We start from the raw sequence: 26,931 nt of genomic DNA, 5'->3' as shown, positions 1-26,931 counted from the left end.
GGATTGTTTTGCCAATTATTGCTAGCGGTTACTAATCCAAAAAAAACTATTAGAAAAGTGTATTAAATGAAGAAGAAAATGATCTTATATTAAAAACGAGAAAGTGCCAGCATTAAAAAAAGCAAAACTTAAGGTTATACATAAATGTAGCGAATAAAGAAACTCACTTTAAGGCAAAAAAAAAGTCTATACTTCTCAGTATAGACTTTTTTTGCTTTAAAATTATAAATTACATTTCGTTCAATTCATTGAACTCGTGTAAAGATTTTAATGTGTTTTCGTAAAATAAAATTGCCGCAACAAGATTTCCTTTGTCTGAGTATGGCATCATTTTTCTTTGAAACTCTACTGTAGTATCCAAGAAAGTTGTAGTACCAAGTGCCTGGTTCTCTAATATTTTCTTGTGAACTCCATCATCCGGAATTCCTAAGTCGGCCATAGTAACACCTGGTTTAGTAACCAAAGCGATGTAAGGCAGAGTTTTTACTAAAACTTTAATACGTTCGATGTATAGTTCCAGAAGTTCTCCTTTTTGCATACCGCTTAGTTCTTTCTGATCATGGTATTTACGGATTAAGGCTGTTGTGCTAATAATACTTCTTGGGGCGTTTTTTGCCTGTGCAGAAATTGCACCGGTTGTCAAGAAGAAAAGTACGCATAATAATAAAGTAATTTTTCTCTTCATTGTATAAATGTAATTGGTTGTTGATAAAAACAAAAATATATAAATTAACTTAAAATACAACTTTATTAATTCCTTTTTTTATTTAATGGTCGTAATTTCTTACTATATCGATCTCTATTCTAACTATTTAATTATTTTTTGTGAGATGCTGAAATTTTACCACTATTGCAGTTAATTTTTACGTCTTTATTATTCTAAAACGTCCCGGATATTTAATCCAGATACTTTTTTTGTTACCATAATAGTCCATAAATTCCTCGCAAACAAAAACTGCATGCGCTTTTGACCACGCTACTACACCGCAAAATTCACTACCGGATTGTCTCTTTAATTTTTGTATTTGTTTTCCTAGTTTAAATCCTAAGTATTTATAGATGGTTGGCGTGTATACTGCCCCATCTTCTAAATCTTCCAATGCTTTGTCAAATGTAGCTTCCTTGTCAATAATCTGCTTGTATTTTGCCATTACGGCATAAGTTAATACGGCATAGTCTGTTATTTTTTCGCTCTCGCAATTGTCTTTGATGTATATAAAACCTGCAGATATTTTAGCTTTATTGATTTCCTGATTATTCAGCTCAAATGATGCATCATTTTTTAGCGTTATCTTTTGTAAATTATCGTTTAATTTTTCAGTTACAAAAAGATTGTCTAATCCATAAACATTCAAAGAAGCCTTAATAAAAGCAATTGACGAACAGTTGGTGCGTTCTCCTTGTTTAAAGCTTTCAAATATTTGATCTGAGCTCAATTGCCCATACGAAGTAGAACAAATAAATATGAAAAATAAAAATGTTGAAGTAACTAATTTCATTGTCTTTAGATTTTATAATTGTTTCCCCAATGATTTTTTGGCGAATATATAGATTTTACAAATCTATAAAAATCACCTCATAGTTGTTTTTTGATTCTTCACTTTTATCAAAAATTATCACGAGTACTACAAGTCCATTTATTAACAAGGTAATAATTGCTTTTTCCTGTTTCTATTTAATATGGATGTTTATAAAAAGCAAACTCCATGTCTGTATCTTGTTAACTATCAACAACATCAGATTTAATTGAACTTTTCGACCATAAAAAATGATAATTCTTTGAGTTTGTTTCCTTTTACATTTTCTATATTTGCTATTATTTAAAATTAATCTAAATAAGAAATGATAAAAATATCTCCCCTACTTTTCATATTCTTCATACTAAATTCTCTTTCTGCACAGGAAATTTCCAAAACGAATACAAATACTGCAAAAGATAAAAATATCAAAATTCAGGACAGTATTGTACCGGATAATTCGGGAACTGATAACGAATTGAAAGAAATTGTAGTTTCTGCTTCCAGACAACCGGAAATCTTAAACGAAGTGCCTTCATCGGTTACTATTTTATCTAAAAAACAAATACAGCAACAACTCAATATAAGTTCTAATCTTAGCGATATCCTGGGCGCATCTGTACCCGGTCTTGGTTTTTCGACTAACAGAACTCAAAATTTAGGTCAGACTTTACGAGGCCGACGTGTATTGGTCATGATTGACGGAATTCCGCAATCTACACCGCTTAGAGACGGAGCCAAAGATATGCGCTCTCTGGATCCTACTGTTTTAGACCGTGTAGAAGTAATTAAGGGAGCAACTGCAATTTATGGTAATGGTGCAGATGGCGGTTTGATTAATTATATTACAAAAAAGGCAAATGTCGACAAAACCATAAGCGGATCTACTGAGGCAGGAACTAATTTCTCTCTTGTAAAATCTAAAGGGACAGCCGGTTTCTTTGTCTCTCAGCTATTTTCCGGAAAAGTAAACAAGATCGATTATGTGGTAAGCGGACGTTATGAAGAAACGGGATTATATCGCGATGCCAAAGGGCGCGTACTTTCTCCGGAATACGGAATGAATGATCTAAAAAACTGGAATGCTTTTGCAAAAATTGGTTACGATATCAATACCAATAACCGCATAGAGTTGATGTACAATTATTTTAATAGTACACAGCATACTGATTATATTGCAAAAGCCGGAGTTTACGGTAATTTTGATTCGCCAACTACGGGAGTTAAAGGACAACGCCCCGGAGATCCTGAAGGAACGCCTTATAACCATAACGCAAGTTTAAGTTATAACGGAGAAAATATAATTGGGAATACAGATATTAATGCCACACTTTACTTTCAGGACTATCTCACTTTGATTAACTACAGTGATTTTTTTGAAAATAACGGACAACCGGCTACACAAAGCAAGAAGCTGGGTTTTCGTTTGAATTTAAACACGCCATACGAATTCAGTCCTCTTATATCAGGTAATATAACGTACGGATTGGATATACTTTCGGATATAACCGATACGCACCTTACAGATGGCAGATTGGTCATTCCTGAAATGAATATGACGAATCTAGCCCCGTATTTTCAGCTTAAAAACATGTTTGGTCCCAATTTGGTTTTAAAAACAGGTTTAAGACTTGAAAATGTAAATATCGATGTGCCGGATTATACCACTATTGGTATTCGTAATTATGTAAACGGAACTTATGTTGGCGGCGGAATTGCTGTAAATGGCGGAGTTCTTGATTTTAATGCCTTCATGTTCAATGCCGGACTTCGTTATACAAAATGGGCTTTGTTTAAACCTTTTGTAAGTTTCTCCCAAAGTTTTAGCGTTGCCGATTTAGGTTTGGTACTACGCGCTGCCAAAGAAAACACCGTAAACAATACTTCGATAAAAGCAGTTACGGCCAATAATTACGAATTTGGATTCTCAGGAGCTTTGGATAAATTTTCTTATGAAGGCGCTGTTTATTATAGCACATCCAAATTAGGTGCTTCTTATGTTTATGTTGATGGAAATCCGCAAATTTCTCGTTCACCTGAAAAGATTTATGGTTTTGAAGTAGCAGCTAAATACCGCCTTCATTCTAAAATTGATATTGGAGCAAATTATTCCTTTACAGAAGGAAAACGTGAACTTGCAGACAGAAAAGTATATTTGGGAGGGGACCGAATCAATCCGCCAAAACTAACAGCGTATACCATTTTCAGACCTTTAGAAAACTGGTCGCTTTTTCTGCAAATGATCAATACATCAGGCAGGGATAAGTTTGAACCTGTAAATGGTGCCTATACGTACGGAACAGGGCCTATAAAATCTTTCACGGCTTTTAATCTTTCTTCGAGCTATACTTTCAGGGAAAAAAGTACCATTCGTTTGGGAGTCGAAAACTTATTCAACAAAGATTATTATTCTGTTATTTCGCAATGGCAGTCTAATAATATGAATTATGTTAAAGAAAACGGTACGCGCCTGACCATTAGTTTTGCACAGGCATTCTAATTTTTGTCTCGAACTAAACTTTTTTTCTTTCAAAGTAAACTGTTTAATAAAAATCAATACATTTGTCGCTCATCAATAAGGAAAATGACAAACTTAATTAACATCTCTATTATTAGCAGCATTATTATCATTCGATAATGATCAGGGATGTTATATAAATAAGTACACAGATACATTTAAAACCTCCCTCTTTGGGAGGTTTTTTTATTTTAAAATAAACATGAAAAATTCAGCACAAAATAATATTAGCACAATTATTATTATTCGTCTTTTCTGACGGGACAGGATTCTATTGTGTACTAATAAAAAGCCTTTCTCAGTCAAAATGAGAAAGGCTTTTTTATTTCCGGCAAACTCAGGCATTAAAATATCAAACAAATAAACTCCAATAATAACTAGATTTCAAATGAAAAAAGAATACACCTTAACCGTTTACACAGAAGATCAAATGGCAGTACTGCATAAAATCACCGTAATCCTTTCCCGACGAAAAATAACTCTGGAAAGCCTTAATATTTCCACCTCTGAAATGGATAAAATGTACCGTTTTACACTTGTTCTAAACGAGACTTTCGAAATCGTAAGGAATGTAGCGCTTCAAATCGAAAAAGTTATTGAGGTTTTTCAGTGTTATTACAACACAAACGAAGCAATCGTCTGGAAGCAAATGGCATTATTTAAGGTAAAAACCTCTAGTGTAATCCATCCCGAAAATACAGATTTGTTGTTTCGAAAATACAACGCCCGATATGTAACAATCGAAAAAGATTACACCATATTTGAAGTTACAGGACAAGAAGAAGAAATTAATAATCTAATTGTCGCATTAAAGCAATTTGAATTGATCGAATGTATAAAAAGTGCCAGAATTGCCCTTACTATGAACAGTGAATCTTTCCAATTAACTGATTAAGGGTTCACAATCTGATCATACGGAAGATTAAAAGTACCTTCGGTAATACTAATGGTTTCACCTGATGACACATTTCGCACTGTTCCTTCAAATGTTCCTTTGATGCCTTTTTTACTTATGGATTCAATTTTTACTGTAAAAAGATCGTCGCCTATAGCGGTGTTATAAAGTATGGTTCCGTCTTTAGTCTGAATCGCATATCGGCCCATCATTTCCAGTTCGGCAGGTGTTGAATAAGTACCTGCTGTAATGTTGCCGCCTACTCTCCATATTTCAAAATCTAATGATGGCGGCATTACTTCTCCAGCTTTAGTCGGATGCGGTCCGTCAAATCCTCCCACTACAATCATTTCAAAACGATCATCATTACCTCCGCCCTGAAATTTTGCCGTACGAAAATCTATTTTTCTTCCCCCAACGCTTGCTCTAAAGTAATAGTCTGATTTATTTTCATCAGATCCTCCATCATCACTCGAACATGCTGAAAATAAAAGGATAAATGCCGATGCATAAAAAAGCTGCTGCACTAATTTTACCGCTTTATTTTTGAAAGATGATGATTTTACTGCTAAAGAACGATTACTATTGTTGTTGTTTTTCATTATAATAAGTTTTGATTCACAACAAATTTAGTAACGGGCGATACTTAAAACAATACCTGATTTCATGGTAATTTCTTCTTTTTCCAGTAAAGGTTTTTAACCGCAAAATTTTTAACCACAAAGTCCGCAAAGGGATACACAAAGTTCACAAAGTTAAAGACAAAGCTTTGAGAACTCTGTGTTTAACTTTACGAAATTCTTAGTGTACTTTGTGGTTAATGCAGATAATTTTAACCGCAAAGCGCGCAAAGATTTTATTACTGTGGTTTTACTAAATAAAAAGTTCGCAAAGCTTTGGGTGTAACTTTGCGTGCATTGCGGTTAAAATCTCAAAACACTTTATATTATTTTAAACAAGGCAATTGCAGCACATTAGCATTCAACGGCTGTTCTATTTTTCGTTCCAGCTTTTCGCTATTCACAGTAATATAAACTTCCATAGAACCGGTTCCTACTTTCAAGGCGAGGATATGTCCGCCGTAAGCATCAAACTTATCATCGGTTGCAACTCCGTGAATGTGTATTGATGGCTTGCCTTCGTTCCAGGCGATAGAACCTGTTAAACTTCCCATCTCTACTTTATTGAAGGTTTTTGGATTAAATTTCTTTTGATTAAAGTCATAAAAGCCAAACGTCACTTCCTGCGCGAAACCAATTCCGGTAAAGTTGGCTGACGGAATTTGCTGTTCTTTTGCCAGATTTTCGATTAATGCCAAAACATTATCGCCTTCGCGCATTACCATCAAATAGCCATAAGTGCTTTTGGTATAACGGCATTTTTGGCTGTCGTCTTTTTGTTGCGCGTATATCGAATGTACTCCAAAACAAAGAAGTAGTATTGCCAGCATTTTCTTAGAGGATAAAAACATAATATTGAATTTTAAATTTAATTTATTGAATAAATGGTTTTTATGAAGACTGCTACCATAAAGCAACTCTAAATTTACGGATATTTTTTTCGTAATTTTGCATAAATTCAATCCTATCACATGAAACGTTCCGGTACAGCAGATCTTCCCTTACATTATGGGCATGTTCCCTTATGGCTTGCCGAACGCATGTCTAAGCTTGGTTTTGCTATTGTCGAAACCATTGCCATGGAATTTTCTACTGCCGAAGTAATCAGCAAACTGAGTAATCCTTTTTGGTTTCAAAGTTTTGGAGCAGTAATGGGAATGGACTGGCATTCTTCCGGAATTACAACTTCGGTACTTGGAGCATTAAAAAAATCTGTAAATCCGCATTCAAAAGAACTTGGAATTTATATCTGCGGAGGAAAAGGAAAACATTCGATGCTAACGCCACAGGAACTTTTATTTGTGGGCGAAAAAACAGGTCTCGATGGCATGAATCTTGCCAACTGCAGCCGACTTACAGCTAAAGTTGATAATACGGCCATTCAGGACGGGTTTCAATTGTACCAGCATAATTTTATTGTGGATAATAAAGGACAATGGGCTGTTATTCAGCAAGGAATGAATCCAAATTCTAAAACTGCCAGACGATACCATTGGCATTCGCAGGATTTAAAATCTTTTGTTGAGGAACCTCATACCTTTATATATGGTGAAAATCAAGGTACAATTTTAAATCTTACTGCTCAAACGGCAGCAAAATCAAGGGATGGTATTTTAGAATTATCGAAAGAATCTCCTGCTAAAATCATCAAAGAGATGCAATATCTTTCTATGCCGGCGCATCATGATGTACGGATGGAAGATGTTAATATGAAAAGACTAGGCGCCATGCTTTGGGCTACCCACGAAAACAAGCCTGAAGATTTTGAAGAGTTATTACTTTTAAAAGGAATGGGACCAAGAGCTTTGCAGTCATTGGCATTGGTGAGTGAAATAATTTACGGCACTCCTACCCGATTTGAAGATCCTGCGCGTTTTTCATTTGCTCACGGAGGAAAAGATGGCCATCCGTTTCCTGTTCCTGTAAAAATTTATGATGAAACAATCGACACTTTGCAAAGAGCCATTAATCGTGCTAAAATTGGCAACAATGATAAGATCGATGCTATTCGTAAATTATCTGAAATTTCACGAAAAGCAGAAGAAAGTTTTACGCCTAATGATAACTTTGATGCCCTCATACAAAGAGAAAGGGACGAATCGCACAAGTATGGAGGACGGACTATTTTTGGAGATGCGAAACCTCCCAAAAAAAGACCGCCAAATCCTGGTAATCAACTTGAATTGTTTTAAAAATCAGCATATAATCAAAAAAAAACGTCTCAAAATCTTAGGGTTTGAGACGTTTTTCTTTTTTTACTTTTTTTCTTCATTATCCAACTTATCGTCGAAATCAGGTTCTTCACCTTTAAATTTGTGTGTATCAACATCATAATTTTCATCGTTTGTTAAAACTTCATCATGATCCTTATATTGATGTTTTCTCATGTCACTTCGATTGTCAGTACCACTTTGCTTAGCAGTATTCTGATTTTGATTATTTGTTTTCATGTGCTGCGTTTTTAAGTTTTTAATAAAATTACTTAAAAGACCCGCATCAGTACTTATACAATCGTCTGTAAAAGTTACAAAATAACACTTTCGTTAATGCTGAAATGAGTATTAAACCACTGATTTCATGCCATTTATTTTTAATAATTTACAAATTCAAAGACATAATCTATCCATGTCTCTAAAACACAAATGCCAACAATTCAGGTTTCATAGTAATATATTAACCCAAGACGGTTGAAATTATGCAATTGGATTCTTTTTGAAAAATATATTGTTCAACCAAATGTTCCTATGGAACATTAAAACCATTATTTCCTCATTGGCTACCAATGAAATGTTCCGATGGAACATTTGCTTATAAATAATATTCAATTTCTGATTTAATATAATTTATTGTCAAAGAATTTATAAATTCAAACATATCGCTTTCCCCTTTCGCTAAAAACCCAAATACCAACAATTCATGTTCCATAGGAACATATCATCGGTAGAAAAAAAATAGTGTTTTTTAGACAGCGTCCCAGAGGGACGGTTGAAATCACAATTGGATTTTTTTTGAAGAATAAATGGTTCAAACAAAAATTTTCAATGAAATGTTACTCATCAATTCTATCTACCAATAAAATATTTCATTGAAACATTCAAATTAAATTCTACAACAAATTCAAAGCATCCGCTGTTCGTACGGCTTCGATAGAATTACTTACATTCAGTTTTTCGAGTATATTCTGCCTGTGTCTGTTTACGGTATTGATACTAATGTTTAACTGACCGGCAATTTCTTTACTGATTACACCTTTACCTATCAATAATAAAACTTCTTTTTCGCGCGATGTAAGCAAATTGATGCAGTTTACATAGGTATCAACATAAAAGCTTTCTCCCGTTTTGGTATTGACAATTTTTCCATCAATTCCATTTAGCGTTTCTTTTTTTTCAAATAAATAGTTGTAGAGACAAACCGCCAGCCATAAACCGCCTTCTGAACTATTTTTAAGATAAAAACTACGATGTAAAATACGCTGATATTCCTTTTTACTGTTCAGTGTTCTGATTTTGCATTGAGTTGCATAATGCAGTCTTTCGTTAGGTTCAAGGTTTTTTAAAAAATTAAAAAACTCCAGTTCAAGAAGATTCCTTTCAAAAAGATCTTCAGGATGAATGCGCTGGTAAATATCTTCTTCCCAAATAGAATCAATGGTTAAAAAACCGGAAGTATCCATTTCGAAAAAACTCCCGAAATCACCCGTAAAAATATAGCTTTTATTATCAGCCAGATCTGACAATACCGCTAGCGAATGATCGATTTTTACAAATTCTTTCATTGTACAAATGGCCTCTTCTAAAGCTTCTTTGCGCTTGTCCAAGCTGTCAATAGATTCAAAGGAAAATTGATCTTCTAATTTGGAAATGGGATTCATAACACAACTTCATTTATTCTAATAGTATGAAACTACCATAGAGCGGGCTAAAAATAAACAATTTATTCGTTAAACCTTAAAATGGTTATAAATAACTATTGCTGTAAAAATAATGAATCGCCTACTTTGTAAATTATTAATAAAATTCAAATTTAAGAAATCATGAAGAGAATGCATTTAGTTTTAATCTTTATAGGTATTATGGCAATAAAAGGAAATGCTCAAAAATTAAATTCAATGAACTGGCTGAATGAGCCGGCTGAATGGGAAATAAAAGACAACAAACTCACGATGCAGGTAACGCCTCAATCTGATTACTGGAACAAAAGCCATTACGGATTTACGGTTTACGATGGTCCATTTTTGTATACAGAAAGAAGCGGCGAGTTTGAAACAGTGGTAAAAATGAGCGGGGTTTATAAAACCAGATTCGATCAGGTTTGCCTGATGCTGCGAATTGATGAAAACAATTATATCAAAACCGGTGTCGAATATGTAGACGGTATTTATAATATTAGTACTGTTCATACTATCGATAAAAGTTCGTGGAGTGTGATGGGCTTAAAAGAAAAACCTAAAAATGTGTGGATGAAAGCCGTTCGCCGACTGGACGCAGTAGAAATTTTTTATTCGATAGACGGTGTCAATTACACTATGACCAATACGGTTTATTTTCCGGAACATAAAACGGTACAAGTGGGTATGATGGCGGCGAGTCCTGATGGAAAAGGTTTTACGGCTACATTTGAAGATTTTAAAATTACACATCTTCCTGATCAAAGACGTTTAGAGTGGCTAAAAAACAATCAATAAAATAATGTAACATTTCTCAGAAAATGTCGTCTCTTCTATTGTACTCTTAACGAAGCCAAAATAAACCGAAATCATGAATTTAAAATTTATAGTCTACATAATAGTAAGTATTCTTGCGCTTTGCCAAAAGGCTTTTTGCCAGCAACCACAAGAGAATGCAATTCATGAATCGATAAAAGTCGAAACCGATCATATTTTTAGCAAGCTCGTTGACATTAGAAGAGACTTTCATGAAAATCCTGAACTAGCAGGAAATGAAATTCGTACACAACAAAAAATCAAACAATATTTACTTGATCTCGGACTTGAAGTTGAAACCAATATTTATGGATATGGTATTATTGGGATTTTAAAAGGTGCTAAAAAAGGAAAAAATATCGCCTGGCGTGCCGACATGGATGCACTCCCAAATGACTTTGCTGATAATGTTGCTTTTAAGTCAAAGATAAAGGGCATTCAACATGGTTGTGGACACGATGTACATATGGCAATTGCGCTGGGAATCGCCGAAGTGCTTTCAAAAAATAAAAAAGAACTAAAAGGAACTGTTTATTTCGTTTTTCAACCTGAGGAAGAAACATTTGTGGGAGCAAAAAACATGCTCAACAGTACATCATTTTCTACAATACACCTTGATGAAATTTACGGACTGCATATAACTGCCTTGCCATTCGATCAAATAATGGTCAGGCCAAATGAAATGTTTGCTTACCAAAAAAGAATACAAATTAAATTTAAAGAAGATCTCACAAAAGAGCAGACAGCAGCACTCACCAAAAAGATTCATGATGCTTTATCCCGATATGCAGCAGGAACTAAACCTTGGGAAATACAAAATATGACCGACCCAAAAATTGGACTTGCAAACACCCATACCGTTTTTAAAGATTACCTAATAATGGACGAGAAATTTGCTATTCATTCTAAAAATAATGAACTGATTCTGGATGCTTATTTGTATGAAACCAATGCTTCAAACTTAAAAAATATTATTCCGAAAATGAAACAAGTAATAGAAGCTAATAATCTTAAGGATAAATTGCTTTCGATTGCATTTACACAGGAAAATCCAACCGTTATTAATAATAAAAAATTAACCAGCGGCGCAGTAAAAACACTTGACGCTATTTACGGCAAAGGATTCGTAGTGACAGATTATGGTCAGGTTCCTTATTTTAATGATGACTTTGCTTTTTTCCAGCAAAAAATTCCGGGTGTTTACTTTTTTCTTGGAGGTTCTAATTTCAAAAAAGGAATTATTGCCATGAATCATGCTCCTAATTTTACTCTCGATGAGGAATGTATTAAAACCGGAGTAAGAAGTTTTTCTTCCTTAATTTTCGAAAAAGCGAATGGAAATTAAACGGCATAAAACATTCATATAAAAGCAAAAAGCGTATGTATAATTTATTAAAAATAACATCTTCATTTCAAAAAAAGATAAAAACAATGAGAGATAAAGATCGATTCCTAAACACTTTAATAAAAAGTAACGGACACCATAATGTTATAGATCTTGGTGCTCAAATTGGACTTGATGAAAATGCCACTATGGAAATAGTAACACAGCTTCTGGCTGAATATAAAATAGAATATGCCTTAAACGGAGTTTGCGATTACAGTTTAATGAGAAGTCAAAATCGGGTTAAAAAAGCGAATAAGTAATCATTTTTTTGTCCTGACCAAAGTAACATCATCAACATAACAAAATGCTTTTGCTTTTCCGTCGGCTAGAAAACCAACTTCGGCCTTTCCTCCTTTTACAGGAATGTTGGTAATAGTGATGGTTTTCCAGGATTCATTTTTTTCTTTGATATTGTATTGTAGCTTTTTCCCGTTGCTTATAATGTACATTTCCAGATTGTTGAAATCATCACTGTTTTTTATTTTGGCTGTTAAGGTATACAAACCATTTTCGAGTTTTACGTACGGCGAAGATGCAATAGTTTGAAACGTTTTTCTTTTAAAATTAATTTTATCACTGATGTTCAGGCTCTTTTCGCCAATAACCACTTTTCTTTCGTTTTGAGTATTAAAATGATTTAAAACCGGCGAGTTAATACTGTCCAATCCTATCGAATTTCCTTCAATAACTTCACTTACCCAGCCCGTTAGTTGTATTTGCACCGGTTTTACAGGGCTCGGAATATGCCTGCGATCCGCTTCGAAACTTCCGTTTTTGATATAATTGTTATCATCGGCTACTTTCCAGATACCGGTTTTTTCTTCCAGATTCCAGGAACTTAGCGAATTAAAATAAGGTGTTGTACCCTCAAATGAAAGTGGACACCATTGATTATAACCCAATCCGTTTCCGGCAAAATTAGCCCATCTGTCACCACAAAAAACTATGGTTTCCTGTTTGTTTCCTTTTACAGAAAAGAAAAAACCGGTTTGCGATACATGCGCAAAATCATCTGAAGCGCCATTCATCACCAACATTTCATTTGTTGGAAGATATGGCCCTCTAATATCATCAGCCACTAAATAATAAGCAAATGATCCATCCCAGCCATAAATATTCGACGCAAACATATAATACTTATTGTTGTACTTGAACAGGCAATTTCCTTCACGGCTTTCACCTTTAAAAACTTCGGTACAATCCAGTAAATTGATTTTTCCATCTTTAATGCCAATTTCCGAAACGTATATTTTATTTCTGCCTCTTCCGTAAGAGTAAATAAGGTATGATTTTCCTGTATCTTCATCTGTAAAAACCGTTTGATCGCCCGTATTACTCGTCCCGATCATTTTCTCCATATTTATTTTCTGATGCCATTCGAACTGACCGGTTGGAGAATCTGAAACAGTAATTAAAACTTCTTTATCATGCTGAACAAACATGGCATATTTTTTCCATTCTTTTATATACGCAACTCCCAATCGCCCGACCCAGGTTTTACCGTTTTGATTGACTTTTTCCTTCGATAAAACATCTGATTCAAAAACCCAATTCACCAAATCGACAGAACTATAACACGTAACCGACTGAAAAGTCGCATTTGGCAAGGTTACCGACGGATCATTTCGATACGTATCAGCCTCGGCATAATGAACGCCGTACCAATAATATTTTTGTTTTCCCGTAACAGGATCTGCAAATTTAAATATCCCTCCACCCTGACTATTAATAGGCTGTTCGTCTTTGGTATACCTAAAAACATCATTTTTAATATTCAACAATTGCGCTGAAACCGTATAAATACTGCATAGATTGATCATACACAAAAAAATCAATGTTGCTTTTATGGAATATTTTCTTTTGATTTTCATTTTTTTAAGCTTTTTATTAAAATAGAAATTTTAACCCAATTAATTTTTAGCGACAAAATTCACTACATTTTCATGAATGGATTTTTCGCCCAAAACCTTATCAGCAGTAACATTCTTAAGAAAAATATTCTCTACCGGAAGTTCTTTTTGCGCCAAAATCCTGGAAATAAACTTGATATTTGTTGCTTTTATATTTTCGAGATAAACGTTTTTTATTGGTGTCAATCTGCGTTCAATTGTGGGTACTAAATCTCTCCATTGGTACAAAACATCCGTTTCGATTCCCAGAATTCCTTCGTCGATTTTGCCTGATGTTATGTTACTCATATAAATATTATTCACGTAACCACCTCTGCGTTCGTTGGTTTTTATAAATAGCAAATGATTGAGTTTTGCCCCATCCACGACAGTGCAATTGTCTATAAATACATTTTCTATTCCGCCTGAAAGTTCGCTTCCTATTGCTACCAATTGATGTCCGTTTTTAACAATACAATTGCGCATTACAATATTTTTCGAAGGCGTATTCAATCGCCATGCATCCTGATTACTTCCTGATTTTATGGCAATGGCATCGTCTCCCTGATCAAAAACACAGTTTTCTATCAATACATTCTGGCTCATTTCAGGGTCTACTCCGTCATTGTTATGTCCGTGTGCGTAGACTTTTAGGTTTCTAAGCACCACATCTTTAGACAAAAAAGGATGAATCGTCCAAAACGGACTATTGGTAATCGTAACGCCATCCATCAAAATATTCTCGCAGCGATTGAACTGAATAAACTGCGGACGAAAATGCGCCGAATCATTCACCATTTGTCTCTCCTTCATGGGTTTGTTGTACGAAGCAAGATAGTACAATCGTTTCAGGCTTTCCATGTGCGCTTTTGGTCGGGCAAACCATTCTTTCCAAACGTCCATTTTTGCTTTCAATTCGCCTTCTCCCGTAATCGCAATATTCTTGCATTGGTACGCATAAATCAAAGGCGAATAATTGTAACATTCGTATCCTTCCCAAGTCGAGCGAACGGCTGGCAAATAATCACTTGGATCTTCTGAAAACAGTAATACTGCACCTTTATTGAGATGAAGATTCACATTACTTTTAAAATGGATTTTTTTTGTAAGCCATTCCCCTTCAGGAATCACCACAATTCCGCCGCCTGCTTTATTGGCTTTGGCAATCGCTTTATTAATCGCTTCTGATGTTTTTTCTTTATTGCCTTTAATGGCTCCAAAATCTACAATCGAAAATTGTTTGCATTTACTAAAATCAGGAATTTTGATCGCCGGCATTTCAAATGGCGCTTTTACTACGACTTTTGTTTGAGTTACAGAATTTGAATCTTTTTTGAAAGATAAAAAAATAAGCGAGACTAAAAGGCAACAGCAAAACGTTATTTTTTTCATGATGGAGTTTTATTTTTTTTAATGAAACATGCTATTCTCTAAACACAAACTATCAAGATAAAGGATTAAAAAGTAAAATCTGCTTAATCTGCAAAATCTGCGAGAAAATATTTTTAACGCTTTGCTAAAAAATATAATGCCCGAAGGATATCGGGCATTAGACCACAAAAAACCACTTTTGCTTTAAACAAACTTAAAAACTTAAACAATTTATCTTTAATTGCCTTATTAAATTTCAGGCAATATCATTTTCAACAAATGCATTTTATACATTAGCAACTATGCTTTGTAATTTGCTTTTGTAAAATAATACAATCAAAAAAAGAAAACTATCCTGTACTATCCTTTCTTATTGATCAATTTTATATTAAAAATTAAAGATTTCATTAAATAAACAATCAAAATACAAAAGTATATCTCAAGAATAACCATTATAGCAATTGATTTCATATTTTTAAAATTCATATAAACTTTCAAATAAAAAAATAAATACGATTTCTTTTTAACATCATAGTACAGGATACTTTATCGAAACAGAAATTTTAGATTTGAAAATCAAATAAATTAAAAATCCGAAAAATTGATAAAATTTAGAACCCTCCTATTTTGTTTTTGCATGCCGGCTTTTTTATTTGCCATGCCTTCAAAAGTAAGTTCGAAAGCTAATGATAAGGACGCAAAATCTTTGTTTTTTTATTTTGGCACTGCCGCAAAAACTTCAAAAGGAACAATAGTTAAGAGCGCAATTGCATATAATTCTAATTTAGGTTATGGCTTTGATGCTAATTCAGTTTCGAATGTCAACATCAACTCAAATTCTTTTTCGACAACAAAACCAACCTACTTTTCTGTAAAAGTTCCTGAAGGAAATTATCAGATCGAAATAGTTTTAAGAAGTTCTGATACGCCATCGAATGTCACCATAAAAGCCGAATCGCGAAGATTAATGTTAAGGGAATTCCCAATGCAAAAAGGGCAAAAAATAACAAAGACTTTTAATGTTAATGTAAGAAGCATTAAAATCGATGATCAAACAAATATCAGCCTGAAAGACAGAGAAAAAGAAATTTTTAATTGGGATGATAAACTCACTCTTGAATTTTTAGGCGAAGTTAGTATTCAAAGTATAAAAATCACTCCAAAAGACAATCTCACAGTTGTTTATCTGGCAGGAGATTCAACGGTTACCGATCAGGATGTAGAGCCCTGGGCATCATGGGGACAATTTATTACCAATTATTTTGATGATACAGTTGTGGTGGCCAATTATGCGTATTCAGGATCTTCACTGAGTTCTTTTAAAGGAGCAAATCGTTTAAAAAAGATACTTTCGCAAATTAAAAAAGGAGATTATTTGTTTGTGGAATTTGGACATAATGACGAAAAAATCAAAGGTGAAGGAAATGGAGCCTGGGGATCTTATTCGGAATTATTGAAGGAATTTGTTCAATCGGCCAAAGATAAAGGAGCGATTCCGGTTTTGGTAACGCCTACGCAACGCAGGTTCTTTAATGAAAATGGCACTTTGAAAGAAACTCACGGCGAATTTCCCGATGCAATGCGCGCTGTTGCTCAAAAAAACAACATTGCCCTTATCGATATTACCAAAATGACAACTGTATTATACGAAGCATGGGGCGACGAAGTTTCACGAAAATCTTTTGTACAATATCCTGCGAATACTTTTCCGGGACAGGAAAAAGCACTGGACGATAATACTCATTTTAATAGTTTTGGAGCCAACGAAATTGCACTTTGCGTTCTTAAAGGAATTCGCGAACTTGACATTCCGTTACAAAAACAAATTAAAAAAGAAACTCTGGATTACAATCCAAATAAACCTAATTTTATTTCCAGCTGGACACTACCTATGAGTGCTCGTTTCGAAATTGCGAAACCAGATGGTAACTAACTAACCGACCAAAGAATTCAAACCAATTATGATGCTCAAAAACACCATTCAAAAGTTTAGTATTATTGCTTTTACGCTTTTTATATCCCAAAATAATACGGCGCAGCAAACAGATAAAATCTATCTTTCAGGAAAAGATTTCGAACATCCCGTACAATGGGATTTTTATTGTACCGGAGGAAATAACAGTAAAGTCTGGTCTAAAATAAATGTTCCTTCGCAATGGGAATTAGAAGGTTTTGGCGAATATACCTACGGAAGATGGTACAAGGAGCTGAACCAAAAAGAACCCAGCAAAGAAGAAGGATTGTATAAATATGAATTTGAAGTTCCTGCCAATTATAAAGACAAAGACGTTGTAATTGCTTTTGGCGGCGCGATGACAGATACTGAAGTAAAAGTAAACGGAAAACTGGCAGGAGCCATTCATCAGGGCGGTTTTTATGAATTTAAATATGATATTTCATCGTTATTAAAATTTGGTGCTAAAAATATTTTAGAGGTTCATGTCTGGAAACATTCTGCCAATAAATCCGTAAATGCTGCCGAAAGAAGAGCCGACTGGTGGTTGTTTGGAGGTATTTATCGTCCGGTTTGGCTGGAAGTATCCCCAAAATCCCATATCGAAAATATTGCTGTAAACCCAAAAATGGACGGTTCGATAACAGTTGATCTGAATTTGAAAAATATTCCTAAAAATACTATTCTGGAAGCTTCGCTAAAAGGTTTAAACGGAGAGAGTTTTCAAACTTTTACTTTTCCTGTTAAAGCGAAAAGTACCAAAGAAACTATTGCAGCACATTGGAATAAAGTAAAACCGTGGGATCCTGAAAATCCTAATTTATACAATCTTAAATTGGTTTTAAAACAAAACGGAACCGTTCTGCACCAATACAACAAACGAATTGGTTTTAGAACTTTAGAGTTCAAAAAACAGGACGGGATTTATGTAAACGGCGCTAAAATTATCATGAAAGGAATCAATCGTCATTCATTCTGGCCAGAAGGAGGACGAAGCACCAGCAAGCGTATCAGCGAATTAGACGGTAAATTATTGAAGGACATGAATATGAATGCGGTTCGTGGCCATTATCCGCCGGACGATCATTTTCTGGCAGTTTGCGATTCTTTAGGACTTTTTGTTTTGAATGAATTGGCGGGCTGGCAAAACTCGTATGATACGGAGACGGGAACAAAACTGGTGAAGGAAATGGTAACGCGCGATGTCAATCATGCATCGGTAATTATTTGGGACAACGGTAACGAAGGCGGCTGGAACTACGATGTAGATAAGGTTTTTGCTGATAATGATCCTCAAAAAAGAATTGTGATTCATCCGTGGGCCGATTTTAATGGTTGGGACACGCACCATTATCCGACTTATTTAACGGGAATGCACCGTTTTAATGCGGGCGAAAATGTGTTTTTCCCTACTGAATTCATGCACGGAACTTACGATAATGGACACGGAGCAGCTCTAGAGGACTTCTGGAACCGTTATAAAGAAAGTCCGTTGTTTGCCGGAGGATTTATGTGGGCCATGCTCGATGAAGCCGTAAAACGCTCTGACTGGACGGGCGATGTAAAATTTGATTCGAAAGGTTCGCTTGCCGCTGATGGAATTTTGGGGCCACATCGTGAAAGAGAAGGAAGTTATTACACGGTAAAAGAAGTTTGGGCACCTATTCAGTTTCAGCCTAAACAAGTTACAGCAACTTTTGACGGTTCTTTTTTAATCAAAAACGATTATCTTTTTAGTAATCTGAATTCCTGTAAAATGGAATTTAAAGTATTAAAATCAGATAATAACGTACTTTATACAAATGGTGTTGCGAAGGAAATTAGTACGGGTAAAATTGAAATTCCGAGTATTGATCCGGGTGAAACACGTAAAATTCAATTTGCTGTTCCTAACAATTTTGCCGAAGGAGATATTTTGTCCATAACTGCTTATGATCAATTCAATAAAGAAATTTATACCTGGACATGGCCTATTCATAAAGCAAAATTTTATGCGGATAAGTTTTTAGCTGTTCAGGACACAAAAACCAAAGCTTCAGGAATTAAAACTGGCAACGAAATTACTTTAAAAGGAAACGATATAACGGTTACTATAGATGCTGCAACGGGTGAAATTGTAACAATAAAAAATAAAACAGCAACGATTCCGCTTACCAATGGACCGCGACCAATTGGCATGAAAGCCAAATTAAAAGACATTCAGGTTTCACAGGAAGGTGACAAAGCCGTTTGTAAAGTCAACTATTCAGGCGGATTATCCTCTATAAAATGGATCATGGAACCGGATGGAAGATTTAAAATGGAATTAGTGGCCTTAAAAAATGCTTCTGGCGGAGAAGGTTTTGATGGTGCTTTTTTTGAAGATAAAATCAACTCTTTCGGAATCACTTTCAGTTTCCCTGAAAAAGAAGTTACAGGTATTAAATGGTTTGGAAGAGGCCCTTATCACGTCTGGAAAAACAGAATAAAAGGAACTACTTACGGTATTTGGGAGAAAGAATATAACAATACCATTACAGGAGAAAGTTTTGAGAATTTAATTTATCCTGAATTTAAAGGATATCATGCCAATTTATTAGGCGCAAACCTTAAAGCCGGAGCTTCATCGTTTAAAGTTTTCAGCGAATCTGATAATTTATTTTTAAGATTATTTACTCCCGATTTGCCTAAAAATGCCTTCACTGGAAGTTACCCACAACCGGCATTTCCGGAAGGCGATATTTCGTTTATGTACGAAATTCCGGCGATGAGAGATTTCAAACCTCTGGAACAACAAGGCCCTCAAAGTCAGCCAACCAACATTCGTATTAAAAGCGGTGACGATGGAATTAAAATGAATTTATGGTTTGATTTTAGAAACAATTAAAAAAGAGTTTTTCTTGTTTCAGGTTTCAAGTTGAAATGAGAATTTTACCGCAATCCCGATAGCTATCGGGAGCAAAGGTTTATTATCTAAAGTTTTAAACACAGAGAACACAAAGATTTACACAGAGTTTACAAAGCTATTTCAAGATACAACTTTGTGAACTCTGTGTTTTTTTTTAAGCAGTAATAAAGAAACTTTGTTTTCTCTGTGGTTAAATTATAAAGGTTGAAACAGAGAACGCAAAAAATCGCACAAAGTTCGCAAAGCTATATCAACATACAGCTTTGCGAACTTTTTATTTAAACAAACTCAAAGCAAAAACTTAGCGAACTTTGCGTAAACCTTTGCTCCCGATAGCTATCGGGATTGCGTTAAATTCTCATTTCAAACCCTTAACTCATAACCATAACCCATAACTCATAACTCATAACTTAAAACCCTGTCTTATAAACCGCCAATTGATCCAGTACAATTCCCGTTTGGTTGACTTGTATTGTTATGGTATGTTTTCCTTTTGAAACATTCGAAACCGGAAGTTTTACAATCGCACTATTTCGCAATACATTTTCTTTCCAGGTATTCTCTCTGTCTTTTGTATTGGTTTTAAAAAATTGTGCTGCATTTCCGTCCAGTTGAATGCCTATTTCATGATCGAAATTATTAGCGTGTGTAGGCAATAAACGAACTTCGATGGTGTAATTATCCGGTTGTTCAATTTCAAATTCATAAGAAACAGCAGGTTTTTCATTTTTAAAAATATGCTGATCGAATGGAAATAAAGTAATCGCATTATTACTGTAACCCAAACCGTTAATCGGTTTCCACTTGTATTCTTTTGCATCTTCTTTTGTACTGAATTTATTGGCCTGAATATAAATTCGATCCGTTGTTTTAATTGCAATTTCTTTTGAAAAAGTATTCTTTTTAACCGAATCAAAAACCGGCAGATTTCTTGGATGCATCGACATCATATGATTCCATTTTCCATCACTTAATTTCGTGTTGTAAAAATCCGTTAATTCCTTGATTTTCTGATACGCTTCTGAAGCCATTAGTTCATATTTACTCTTCTGATTTTCATCCGAAGTTGTGGCTTCTAAATTCCAATACAAAAATTTATGATTCATATAAGCCGCTCCTTTTACCGGATATTCCACCAACTGAAACCATGCTGCTTTTCTTTCTGCCGGAACAAAAGCCGACAAACTATCTACTTTTTTAATGAGATCATCATAGGCTTTTATTCTGTTCAGAGATTCTTCCCTTGTAAAATCAGAAAGTTTTATTTGCGTTGTGGGTTCCGTTTGGCTCCAACCCATATATTCCGGTTTTCTTAGTGAGGCCAATCGGTAATATTCCTCAAAAACAACACTCAAATCAGTTGCAATTTCGGGCGTAAATTCCCTCGAAATCCAATCTTTCAAATACTGCTTAAGTCCGTCTGATTTTATACTGTTGATATTCCATGCCAAATCCAGAAAAAGTTCGGTGTCATATTCTGCGGGTTTTATATCCCCCACATTTACAATCCACATTTTTTTTGCACCGTTTTCATACGCTTTCGTCATTTCATACCAGATCAAACCGGGTTGTGTGGTACTCAGCCAAAGATAATCGTGAGGTCTTCCCCAATAACTTATATGATAATACACACCGCTTCCACCCGATCTTTTTTGTTCTTCAGGATTGCTCAAACGACGTATATAACCGTAATTATCATCAGGCCAGACCAACGTAATATCATCAGGAATTTTAAGTCCGTTATCATATAATTCTAAAACTTCTTTGTAAGGAACAAAAGCCTGCGGAATTGCTGATAAAGGCTTTTTGAAAGTATTCGAAAGCATTTCACGCTGATTTACGATGATTTTTTCGACCATCGTAATCGATTCTGCCAAATCTTTTGCGCCTTCCATTTTACTATCGTGAACGCCTCGCATGCCTAATGTCATAATAGTTTCGTTCTGAGCCAGTTTCAACTCATCCAAACGATCCTGCCAGTATTTATCGACTTGAGTTTTATTGGTGAAATAGTTGTAATCACCATGTATTTTCGGTTTCCATTCGTCGACATTATTACGAAGCATCGGTTCTGCATGCGATGATCCGATAACGATATGGTATTTTTGCGCCATCTCTTTATTTCCTGCAATAGTAAAAAAACCTTTTGTAGACGGATGCATTGCCGGCCAAATGGTATTGGCTTTTAATCTCAACAATAATTGAAATATTTTCTCGTACGTTTTCGGGCCAATATCTCCTGTTTCTTTTTCGAAAGTTTTAGCGGCCCAAGGCTGTAATCCCCAATCTTCATCGTTTAAAAAAATTCCTCGATATTGTACAGATGGCGATGTTATAATTCCCTTTCGGGGAAGCTGCAATGCCAGATTTTCTTTTTTTATCGAATGAACATCTGCCCACCATTTCCACGGAGAAACACCCAGTCGTTCTGTAATTTCAAAAATAGCATATACCGTTCCCCGAACATCTGATCCGGCGATTAAAAGATTGTCTTTTTCTTTTTGGATGGAGAATTTTTCCCATTGATTTAAAAACCCTTTCTCAATTGATGTGGATTTAAAGATTGGAGACGAAAATTGCCCGATATAAATACCTTTTTTTGAAATGGTATTCGCTTTAATAATCTCAGGACGCTTTCCGGTAATATCTTTTACATCATCCGCCAATTCATTTACTGCCCAAACAATCAGTGGATTGGTGTTTTTATCGATGTAAATGGAAGTTACTTTATTAGAATTTACAATAGAAAAGTCGCTTAGATTCTCATTTTGACTATAAGAACTTAAAGTTGAGATTGTGAAAATTAAAACTGCTATTTTCTTCATTTTGAATTATTTTAAAATGGCCCACGGATGGAACGGATTTTACGGATTTACGCTTTTTTTTTGCCGCTAAGGCGCTAAGGCGCTAAGTTTTTTTTCTTATTGGGTTAATTAATCTCGCAATCCCGATAGCTATTGGGATTGCGAGATTATTTATTCATTACCAGAAGACGCACTGCTGTGCGCCTCTACGATTCAACCTATGTCCCTTTGTTGCTCTGAACCTTTATACCTTTGCTCCTTTGTTTCTTTAAACCTTTGAACCTCAATAACCACGTTTTAACCAATCTTCAGGCACATTTACAATACAAATATTCATCGTGCGATTGTCTTTAGAAAGCATTGCCGACTGAATCTGAATTTTTGTTCCGTCTCTGTTGAAAGTGGGATGAATATGATCTGCTGCGGTTTCTTTATGTCCTGTGGTAAGCATTATCATTTCGTTTGTTTTTCGGTCTATTAAATATAAACTTCTTGAGAAATCATCTCCTACAGCCCATCTTCCGTCAGATGAGCCGTGTACGTGCCATAAACCGCTGCCGCTTTTGGTTTGTCCGGCAATAACCATTTCTCTGGTTCTAAGATTTACAATTGCCAAACCTGTTGGCTTTTCGCGGGTTCCTGAATTTCCCCAATTGCTTTCCTGCCCGGGATTTTCAGGATTTCGTACTTCATTATTGTCTGTAACTTCAATAGGTTTTTCTTTATGAATATCAATTTTTCGATGTCCCATAATCGCCATTGCCACCTCATCTTTAGAAATTACAGCTTCATGCGTTACCCATTCATAATCAGATTCGGGATACAAAGGTCTGAAACCGGAACCGTCCGCCATAACAGTCCAGGTTCTTTGAGGTGATTTTCCGCCTGTTTCCCAACAAAAAACCAGTTCGCCGGGATTCCATACATTCGACTGAATATGCCCCACCTGAAACGGAACTGAAACAACATGCCTGAATTCTCCTGTTTTTAAATTCATACTGCAAATTCCGCCTGGTCCTGCGCCCATATTTCTTGGACCAAAACTCTTTTCGATCTTAATATTCGGATCTAAGTGTTTCGCTGCTTCTTCTTTTCCAATTCTAAAATACACTTTTTCTTCATCAGCATCCAGAGCCATATCTCCCGAAGCTCCCATTTCGGCATTAGCCATACCGCAAATACGTTCGTAGGCTGCAATGGTTTTCATTTTTCCGTTCTGACTGTCTTTAAAAACATCGGCTAAATTGACTTCGATAATCTGCATTTTATCTTCTGGTGCTTTCCGCATAAAATACAATTTCATCGACTTTTGCGCCATGCATAATGTTCCCGTATAACCGCCTTCGGTTACCTGAACCATTACACCTGATTTTTCATGGACTGCTACAGCTTCACCATTGGCTCTTTTGGTTCTAAAAATAAGCCATTCGCCATCAGATGTCCATTGCGGATGTGTGGGATAGGTTTTAGAATCTCCTGCTGATGTTGTGGTTAAAAAAATTAATTCCTGACCTGTAACAGGATCTTTGATGATCTTTTTTTCAGAGGGGAACCGTTTCCCAATCTGACTGAAAGCTGTTATTGTACATAACAGGAAAAGTATGTTTATTGTTGGTTTTAATTTCATATGCTGTTGGTTTATTTGCCGCTAAGGCACTAAGTCGCTAAGTTTTATAGTATAGTTTTTTAATATTCCTTTGCGCCTTTGCGCTAAATAAAAAGTACACAAAGTTTTAACTTCTAATTCATAACTCACAACTCATAATTCATAACTCATAATTCATAACTCATTAATTGCTAACCCTTAACCTTCAATTGTATCGAACTATCATTGATTTCAAACTGATTGTTTTTTAGTAACAAAATCATTTCGGCTCCAGCCAATAAAACAGGGCCATAACCGTGTGCAGCATATAGATTTATGGGGCGATAATAATAGAAAGCGGGATCAAAACCCATTCCGGTGCCTACGCAGGTTCCTTCGACCTGACCTTTTGCGTTTACTTTTGAAGCTACAGCATTCCATGCTAATAAGACTGCGGGTGTATAAGCCAGTTTATCTACATAACCGCGATTAATAGCCCTCGCAATTGAATAGGCATATATGGCTGTTGCCGAGGTTTCTAAATACGTATCATTTCGATCTATTAACTGATGCCAAAATCCGGTTCCGTCCTGGTATTGGAGCAATCCGGCAATGTGCTTTTGCAATTGAGACAAGACCTGAGGATAACCCGGATGATCTTTAGGTAATACTTCTAATAACTCGACCATTGTCATTACAGCCCAGCCATTTGCCCTCGCCCAATGAAATTGAGGATGCACCTGCATCGATTCGACCCAACCGTGCATATAAAGTCCTTTTTGAGCATTGAACATTCTTTCAGAAAACTGATTGACTTGTTTTACCGCATCATCAAAATATTTGACATCACCGGTATAACTGCCCATTTGAGCCAAAGCGGGAACGCTCATAAACATATCGTCTAACCAAAGCGAATTGTCCTGTGGTCTGTTTCTAGCCAGTGTTCCGTCTTTTAGTCTATGCTCTTTCTCGCTTATGTATTTGATGAAATTATTGATCACAGGATCATAAGCCGCATTTGGGTCATTCTTTTTTGCTTTTATAAATGCTGCACATAATGCACCCGCATCGTCTAAAGCTTTGGGCTGTAAAACGGTATGAACGGGAGAATCGTTTATATTTTCGGTTTTGTAATTGGCCGCGATATCAGCGATTAGTTTTAAGCGTTTGTTGGCATATTCTGCGTATTCTTTTTTTCCTGTGGCATCGGCTGCTAAAAGCATTCCTGCATAGGTAACGCCCCATTCGTAACTAGTTAATCTAAAAGCTCCGGCAGAAAATGCTATTTTTCCTTTTGCTTTTTTGAAATCTTTTACTTCTGATTTATCGCTTACATAAATCGCTTTTGAAGCTGTGTTTTCTTCCAGAAAAGTATAAACTCGGCTTAATACGTTTTCGATATTGTTTTTTTCCGGAATAACATATGGCGTTATATAATCCGGTTTCATTAAATGCAATGGTGCCGTTACGTCATTTGTCTGGGCATTTATATTGGTACAAATTCCGATAGCGAAAACGGTTATAATTTTGGTTAGGTTATAATTCATGGTTGTTGTTTTTTGTTAATATGAAAAGTGAATTTTCAGGGTGTTTTTTGCTAATTTTACTCAATAGATATTTTCTATAGTTAATTTATAAATATTTAAAAATAAGATATTTAAAAAACTTTAGTTAATGTTTTAGATTAATATAAACTGGTTGATCCCTATTGCAGATAATTTCTCCATTTACATACTCTAACTCGGCAACTTGTATCGAACTTCTTTTGGTTTCGTAACTATCGATACCTTTATTTTCAGGTGTTCTTCCGGGATGTGTAAAGTAAAAAATATAGGCTCGATCGTTATTCACAATAATATCCGGATGTCCCCCAATTACTTTATCATCCTCTCCGGTTCCTGGAATCTGAAGAATATTTTTTTCCTGTCGGTTCCAATTCAGGAAATCTTCTGAAGAATATACATTCAATCCTCTCCATGAATCCGAAATCATCCAGTTCTTGCCTTTCCATTGAAATACTTTTGGTCCTTCGCCCCTGTCTTTTACAATTTTCTTTCCGCTGTCAACCCAATTATAGAGGTCTTTACTATCTGCATAATAAATTGATTTTCCGTCGTTTTCGTTGTTATAAAACATTCTCCACGAACCGTTTGGCAATTTAAACACAGCAGCATCAATACATCTGTCCGAAGCCAGTTTCAATTGGGATTCGAATTTCCAGTCGATAAGATTTTTACTGGTCAGATGAACAATGGATCGCGGATGGTACCAATCATTAAAAATGCCCGGCACAATTGTTAAATACATGTGATACAAGTTTTTATATTGAATTACATCCGGTGCCCAATGCGTTACCTCTTTAATTTTATAATTGATATTGCAGGTATCTCTGTATTTCCAATTTGCACCATCTGTAGATTCAGCAATGCCAATTCGGGTTCCGTGCACCCAGGTTATTCCTTTGGCTGTAGTATCTTTAGCTCGTCGATTGGTGTAGAACATGAACCATTTTTTTTCTTTATTGTTCCAAATAATCGTTGGATCGGCGGCTCCGTCAAAAACAGGATCGCGATATAAAGGCTTTGCTGCAAGATGAGATTTCTCTTTTTTTATGTTCTTTTGGGAGAAAACGGGAAGAGAAAAAAGCAGTATTACAAAGTTCAATAAAAGATATTTAAGGTAGATTCTTGACATTTTCTTTATTTAATTTTCACTTAAACGCGACCGATTTAATTCTTTTTTACCCAACATTATCTATTACACTAAAAGTTGAAGTAATTTATCTTATATCTATTGTAA

20 protein-coding genes are annotated in these 26,931 nt (G+C 35.3%); 8 read left to right on the top strand and 12 right to left on the bottom strand.

Annotated features, from left to right (window positions below; genetic code table 11):
* Positions 1 to 229: 229 nt before the first annotated feature.
* On the bottom strand, positions 230 to 685 hold the full coding sequence (locus tag FLP_RS12685; RefSeq protein WP_065449857.1) for a hypothetical protein: 456 nt from the start codon (positions 683 to 685) through the stop codon (positions 230 to 232).
* 178 nt (positions 686 to 863) lie between these two features.
* On the bottom strand, positions 864 to 1,499 hold the full coding sequence (locus FLP_RS12680; protein WP_065449856.1) for a hypothetical protein: 636 nt from the start codon (positions 1,497 to 1,499) through the stop codon (positions 864 to 866).
* A 343-nt stretch (positions 1,500 to 1,842) separates the two neighbouring features.
* Here FLP_RS12680 and FLP_RS12675 point away from each other — a divergent pair, with 343 nt between their 5' ends.
* Positions 1,843 to 4,017 carry a TonB-dependent receptor gene (locus FLP_RS12675; protein WP_065449855.1) on the top strand — a complete coding sequence of 725 codons (2,175 nt, stop codon included), beginning with the start codon at positions 1,843 to 1,845 and terminating at the stop codon, positions 4,015 to 4,017.
* 406 nt (positions 4,018 to 4,423) lie between these two features.
* A complete protein-coding gene (gene ilvN / locus FLP_RS12670; RefSeq protein WP_065449854.1) occupies positions 4,424 to 4,930 on the top strand; it encodes an acetolactate synthase small subunit in 507 nt (168 codons plus the stop codon).
* Here the strand turns inward: ilvN and FLP_RS12665 are convergent.
* Both FLP_RS12665 and FLP_RS12660 read right to left on the bottom strand, forming a co-directional pair.
* Positions 4,927 to 5,532 carry a hypothetical protein gene (locus FLP_RS12665; protein ID WP_065449853.1) on the bottom strand — a complete coding sequence of 202 codons (606 nt, stop codon included), beginning with the start codon at positions 5,530 to 5,532 and terminating at the stop codon, positions 4,927 to 4,929. The genes ilvN and FLP_RS12665 overlap by 4 nt on opposite strands.
* Before the next feature lie 344 nt (positions 5,533 to 5,876).
* Positions 5,877 to 6,401, bottom strand: coding sequence for a PPC domain-containing DNA-binding protein (locus FLP_RS12660; protein ID WP_065449852.1), 525 nt, complete (start codon positions 6,399 to 6,401; stop codon positions 5,877 to 5,879).
* Positions 6,402 to 6,521: 120 nt separating this feature from the next.
* Between FLP_RS12660 and FLP_RS12655 the strand changes: the two genes are divergently transcribed.
* Positions 6,522 to 7,742 (top strand): DUF763 domain-containing protein, encoded by a 1,221-nt coding sequence (locus FLP_RS12655; protein WP_065449851.1) that lies wholly within the window; start codon positions 6,522 to 6,524, stop codon positions 7,740 to 7,742.
* Between the two features lie 63 nt (positions 7,743 to 7,805).
* Here FLP_RS12655 and FLP_RS12650 read toward each other — a convergent pair whose 3' ends face one another.
* Positions 7,806 to 8,000: a hypothetical protein gene (locus tag FLP_RS12650; RefSeq protein WP_065449850.1), complete on the bottom strand. Its 195-nt coding sequence runs from the start codon at positions 7,998 to 8,000 to the stop codon at positions 7,806 to 7,808.
* A gap of 656 nt (positions 8,001 to 8,656) precedes the next feature.
* Positions 8,657 to 9,424, bottom strand: a complete 768-nt coding sequence (locus FLP_RS12645; RefSeq protein ID WP_065449849.1) for a helix-turn-helix transcriptional regulator — start codon at positions 9,422 to 9,424, stop codon at positions 8,657 to 8,659.
* Positions 9,425 to 9,586: 162 nt separating this feature from the next.
* On the opposite strand from FLP_RS12645, the gene FLP_RS12640 reads away from it, so the two are divergent.
* The 3 genes from FLP_RS12640 to FLP_RS12630 all read left to right on the top strand — a co-directional run bounded on the left by FLP_RS12640 (position 9,587) and on the right by FLP_RS12630 (position 11,902).
* Positions 9,587 to 10,237 (top strand): DUF1349 domain-containing protein, encoded by a 651-nt coding sequence (locus FLP_RS12640; RefSeq protein WP_065449848.1) that lies wholly within the window; start codon positions 9,587 to 9,589, stop codon positions 10,235 to 10,237.
* Between the two features lie 73 nt (positions 10,238 to 10,310).
* Positions 10,311 to 11,600 carry a M20 metallopeptidase family protein gene (locus FLP_RS12635; RefSeq protein WP_065449847.1) on the top strand — a complete coding sequence of 430 codons (1,290 nt, stop codon included), beginning with the start codon at positions 10,311 to 10,313 and terminating at the stop codon, positions 11,598 to 11,600.
* 86 nt (positions 11,601 to 11,686) lie between these two features.
* Entirely contained in the window at positions 11,687 to 11,902 is a 216-nt protein-coding gene (locus tag FLP_RS12630) for a hypothetical protein (RefSeq protein ID WP_065449846.1), read from the top strand.
* On the opposite strand, the gene FLP_RS12625 is transcribed toward FLP_RS12630, so the two are convergent.
* The gene (locus FLP_RS12625; RefSeq protein ID WP_065449845.1) at positions 11,903 to 13,513 is read right to left on the bottom strand and encodes a family 43 glycosylhydrolase; all 1,611 of its coding nucleotides are present in this window, start codon (positions 13,511 to 13,513) and stop codon (positions 11,903 to 11,905) included.
* 39 nt (positions 13,514 to 13,552) lie between these two features.
* A complete protein-coding gene (locus tag FLP_RS12620) occupies positions 13,553 to 14,923 on the bottom strand; it encodes a glycoside hydrolase family 28 protein (RefSeq protein ID WP_065449844.1) in 1,371 nt (456 codons plus the stop codon).
* A 580-nt stretch (positions 14,924 to 15,503) separates the two neighbouring features.
* Here FLP_RS12620 and FLP_RS12615 point away from each other — a divergent pair.
* Together FLP_RS12615 and FLP_RS12610 are read left to right on the top strand one after the other, a co-directional pair.
* Complete coding sequence (locus FLP_RS12615; protein ID WP_083195858.1) at positions 15,504 to 16,835, top strand: rhamnogalacturonan acetylesterase; 1,332 nt, start codon at positions 15,504 to 15,506, stop codon at positions 16,833 to 16,835.
* A 28-nt stretch (positions 16,836 to 16,863) separates the two neighbouring features.
* The gene (locus FLP_RS12610; protein ID WP_065449843.1) at positions 16,864 to 19,722 is read left to right on the top strand and encodes a glycoside hydrolase family 2 protein; all 2,859 of its coding nucleotides are present in this window, start codon (positions 16,864 to 16,866) and stop codon (positions 19,720 to 19,722) included.
* A 431-nt stretch (positions 19,723 to 20,153) separates the two neighbouring features.
* Here the strand turns inward: FLP_RS12610 and FLP_RS12605 are convergent, their stop codons facing one another.
* The 4 genes from FLP_RS12605 to FLP_RS12590 all read right to left on the bottom strand — a co-directional run bounded on the left by FLP_RS12605 (position 20,154) and on the right by FLP_RS12590 (position 26,826).
* Positions 20,154 to 22,568 (bottom strand): glycosyl hydrolase 115 family protein, encoded by a 2,415-nt coding sequence (locus FLP_RS12605; protein ID WP_065449842.1) that lies wholly within the window; start codon positions 22,566 to 22,568, stop codon positions 20,154 to 20,156.
* Between the two features lie 262 nt (positions 22,569 to 22,830).
* Positions 22,831 to 24,174, bottom strand: coding sequence for a hypothetical protein (locus FLP_RS12600; protein ID WP_065449841.1), 1,344 nt, complete (start codon positions 24,172 to 24,174; stop codon positions 22,831 to 22,833).
* A 170-nt stretch (positions 24,175 to 24,344) separates the two neighbouring features.
* Positions 24,345 to 25,679 (bottom strand): glycoside hydrolase family 88/105 protein, encoded by a 1,335-nt coding sequence (locus FLP_RS12595; RefSeq protein ID WP_065449840.1) that lies wholly within the window; start codon positions 25,677 to 25,679, stop codon positions 24,345 to 24,347.
* 124 nt (positions 25,680 to 25,803) lie between these two features.
* Positions 25,804 to 26,826, bottom strand: coding sequence for a family 43 glycosylhydrolase (locus FLP_RS12590; protein ID WP_083195857.1), 1,023 nt, complete (start codon positions 26,824 to 26,826; stop codon positions 25,804 to 25,806).
* Between the last annotated feature and the right edge of the window lie 105 nt (positions 26,827 to 26,931).

Origin of the sequence: Flavobacterium piscis, assembly GCF_001686925.1 — a bacterium.
In the GTDB taxonomy this organism is placed as follows: domain Bacteria; phylum Bacteroidota; class Bacteroidia; order Flavobacteriales; family Flavobacteriaceae; genus Flavobacterium; species Flavobacterium piscis.
This window is presented reverse-complemented; position numbering and strand designations above follow the sequence as displayed.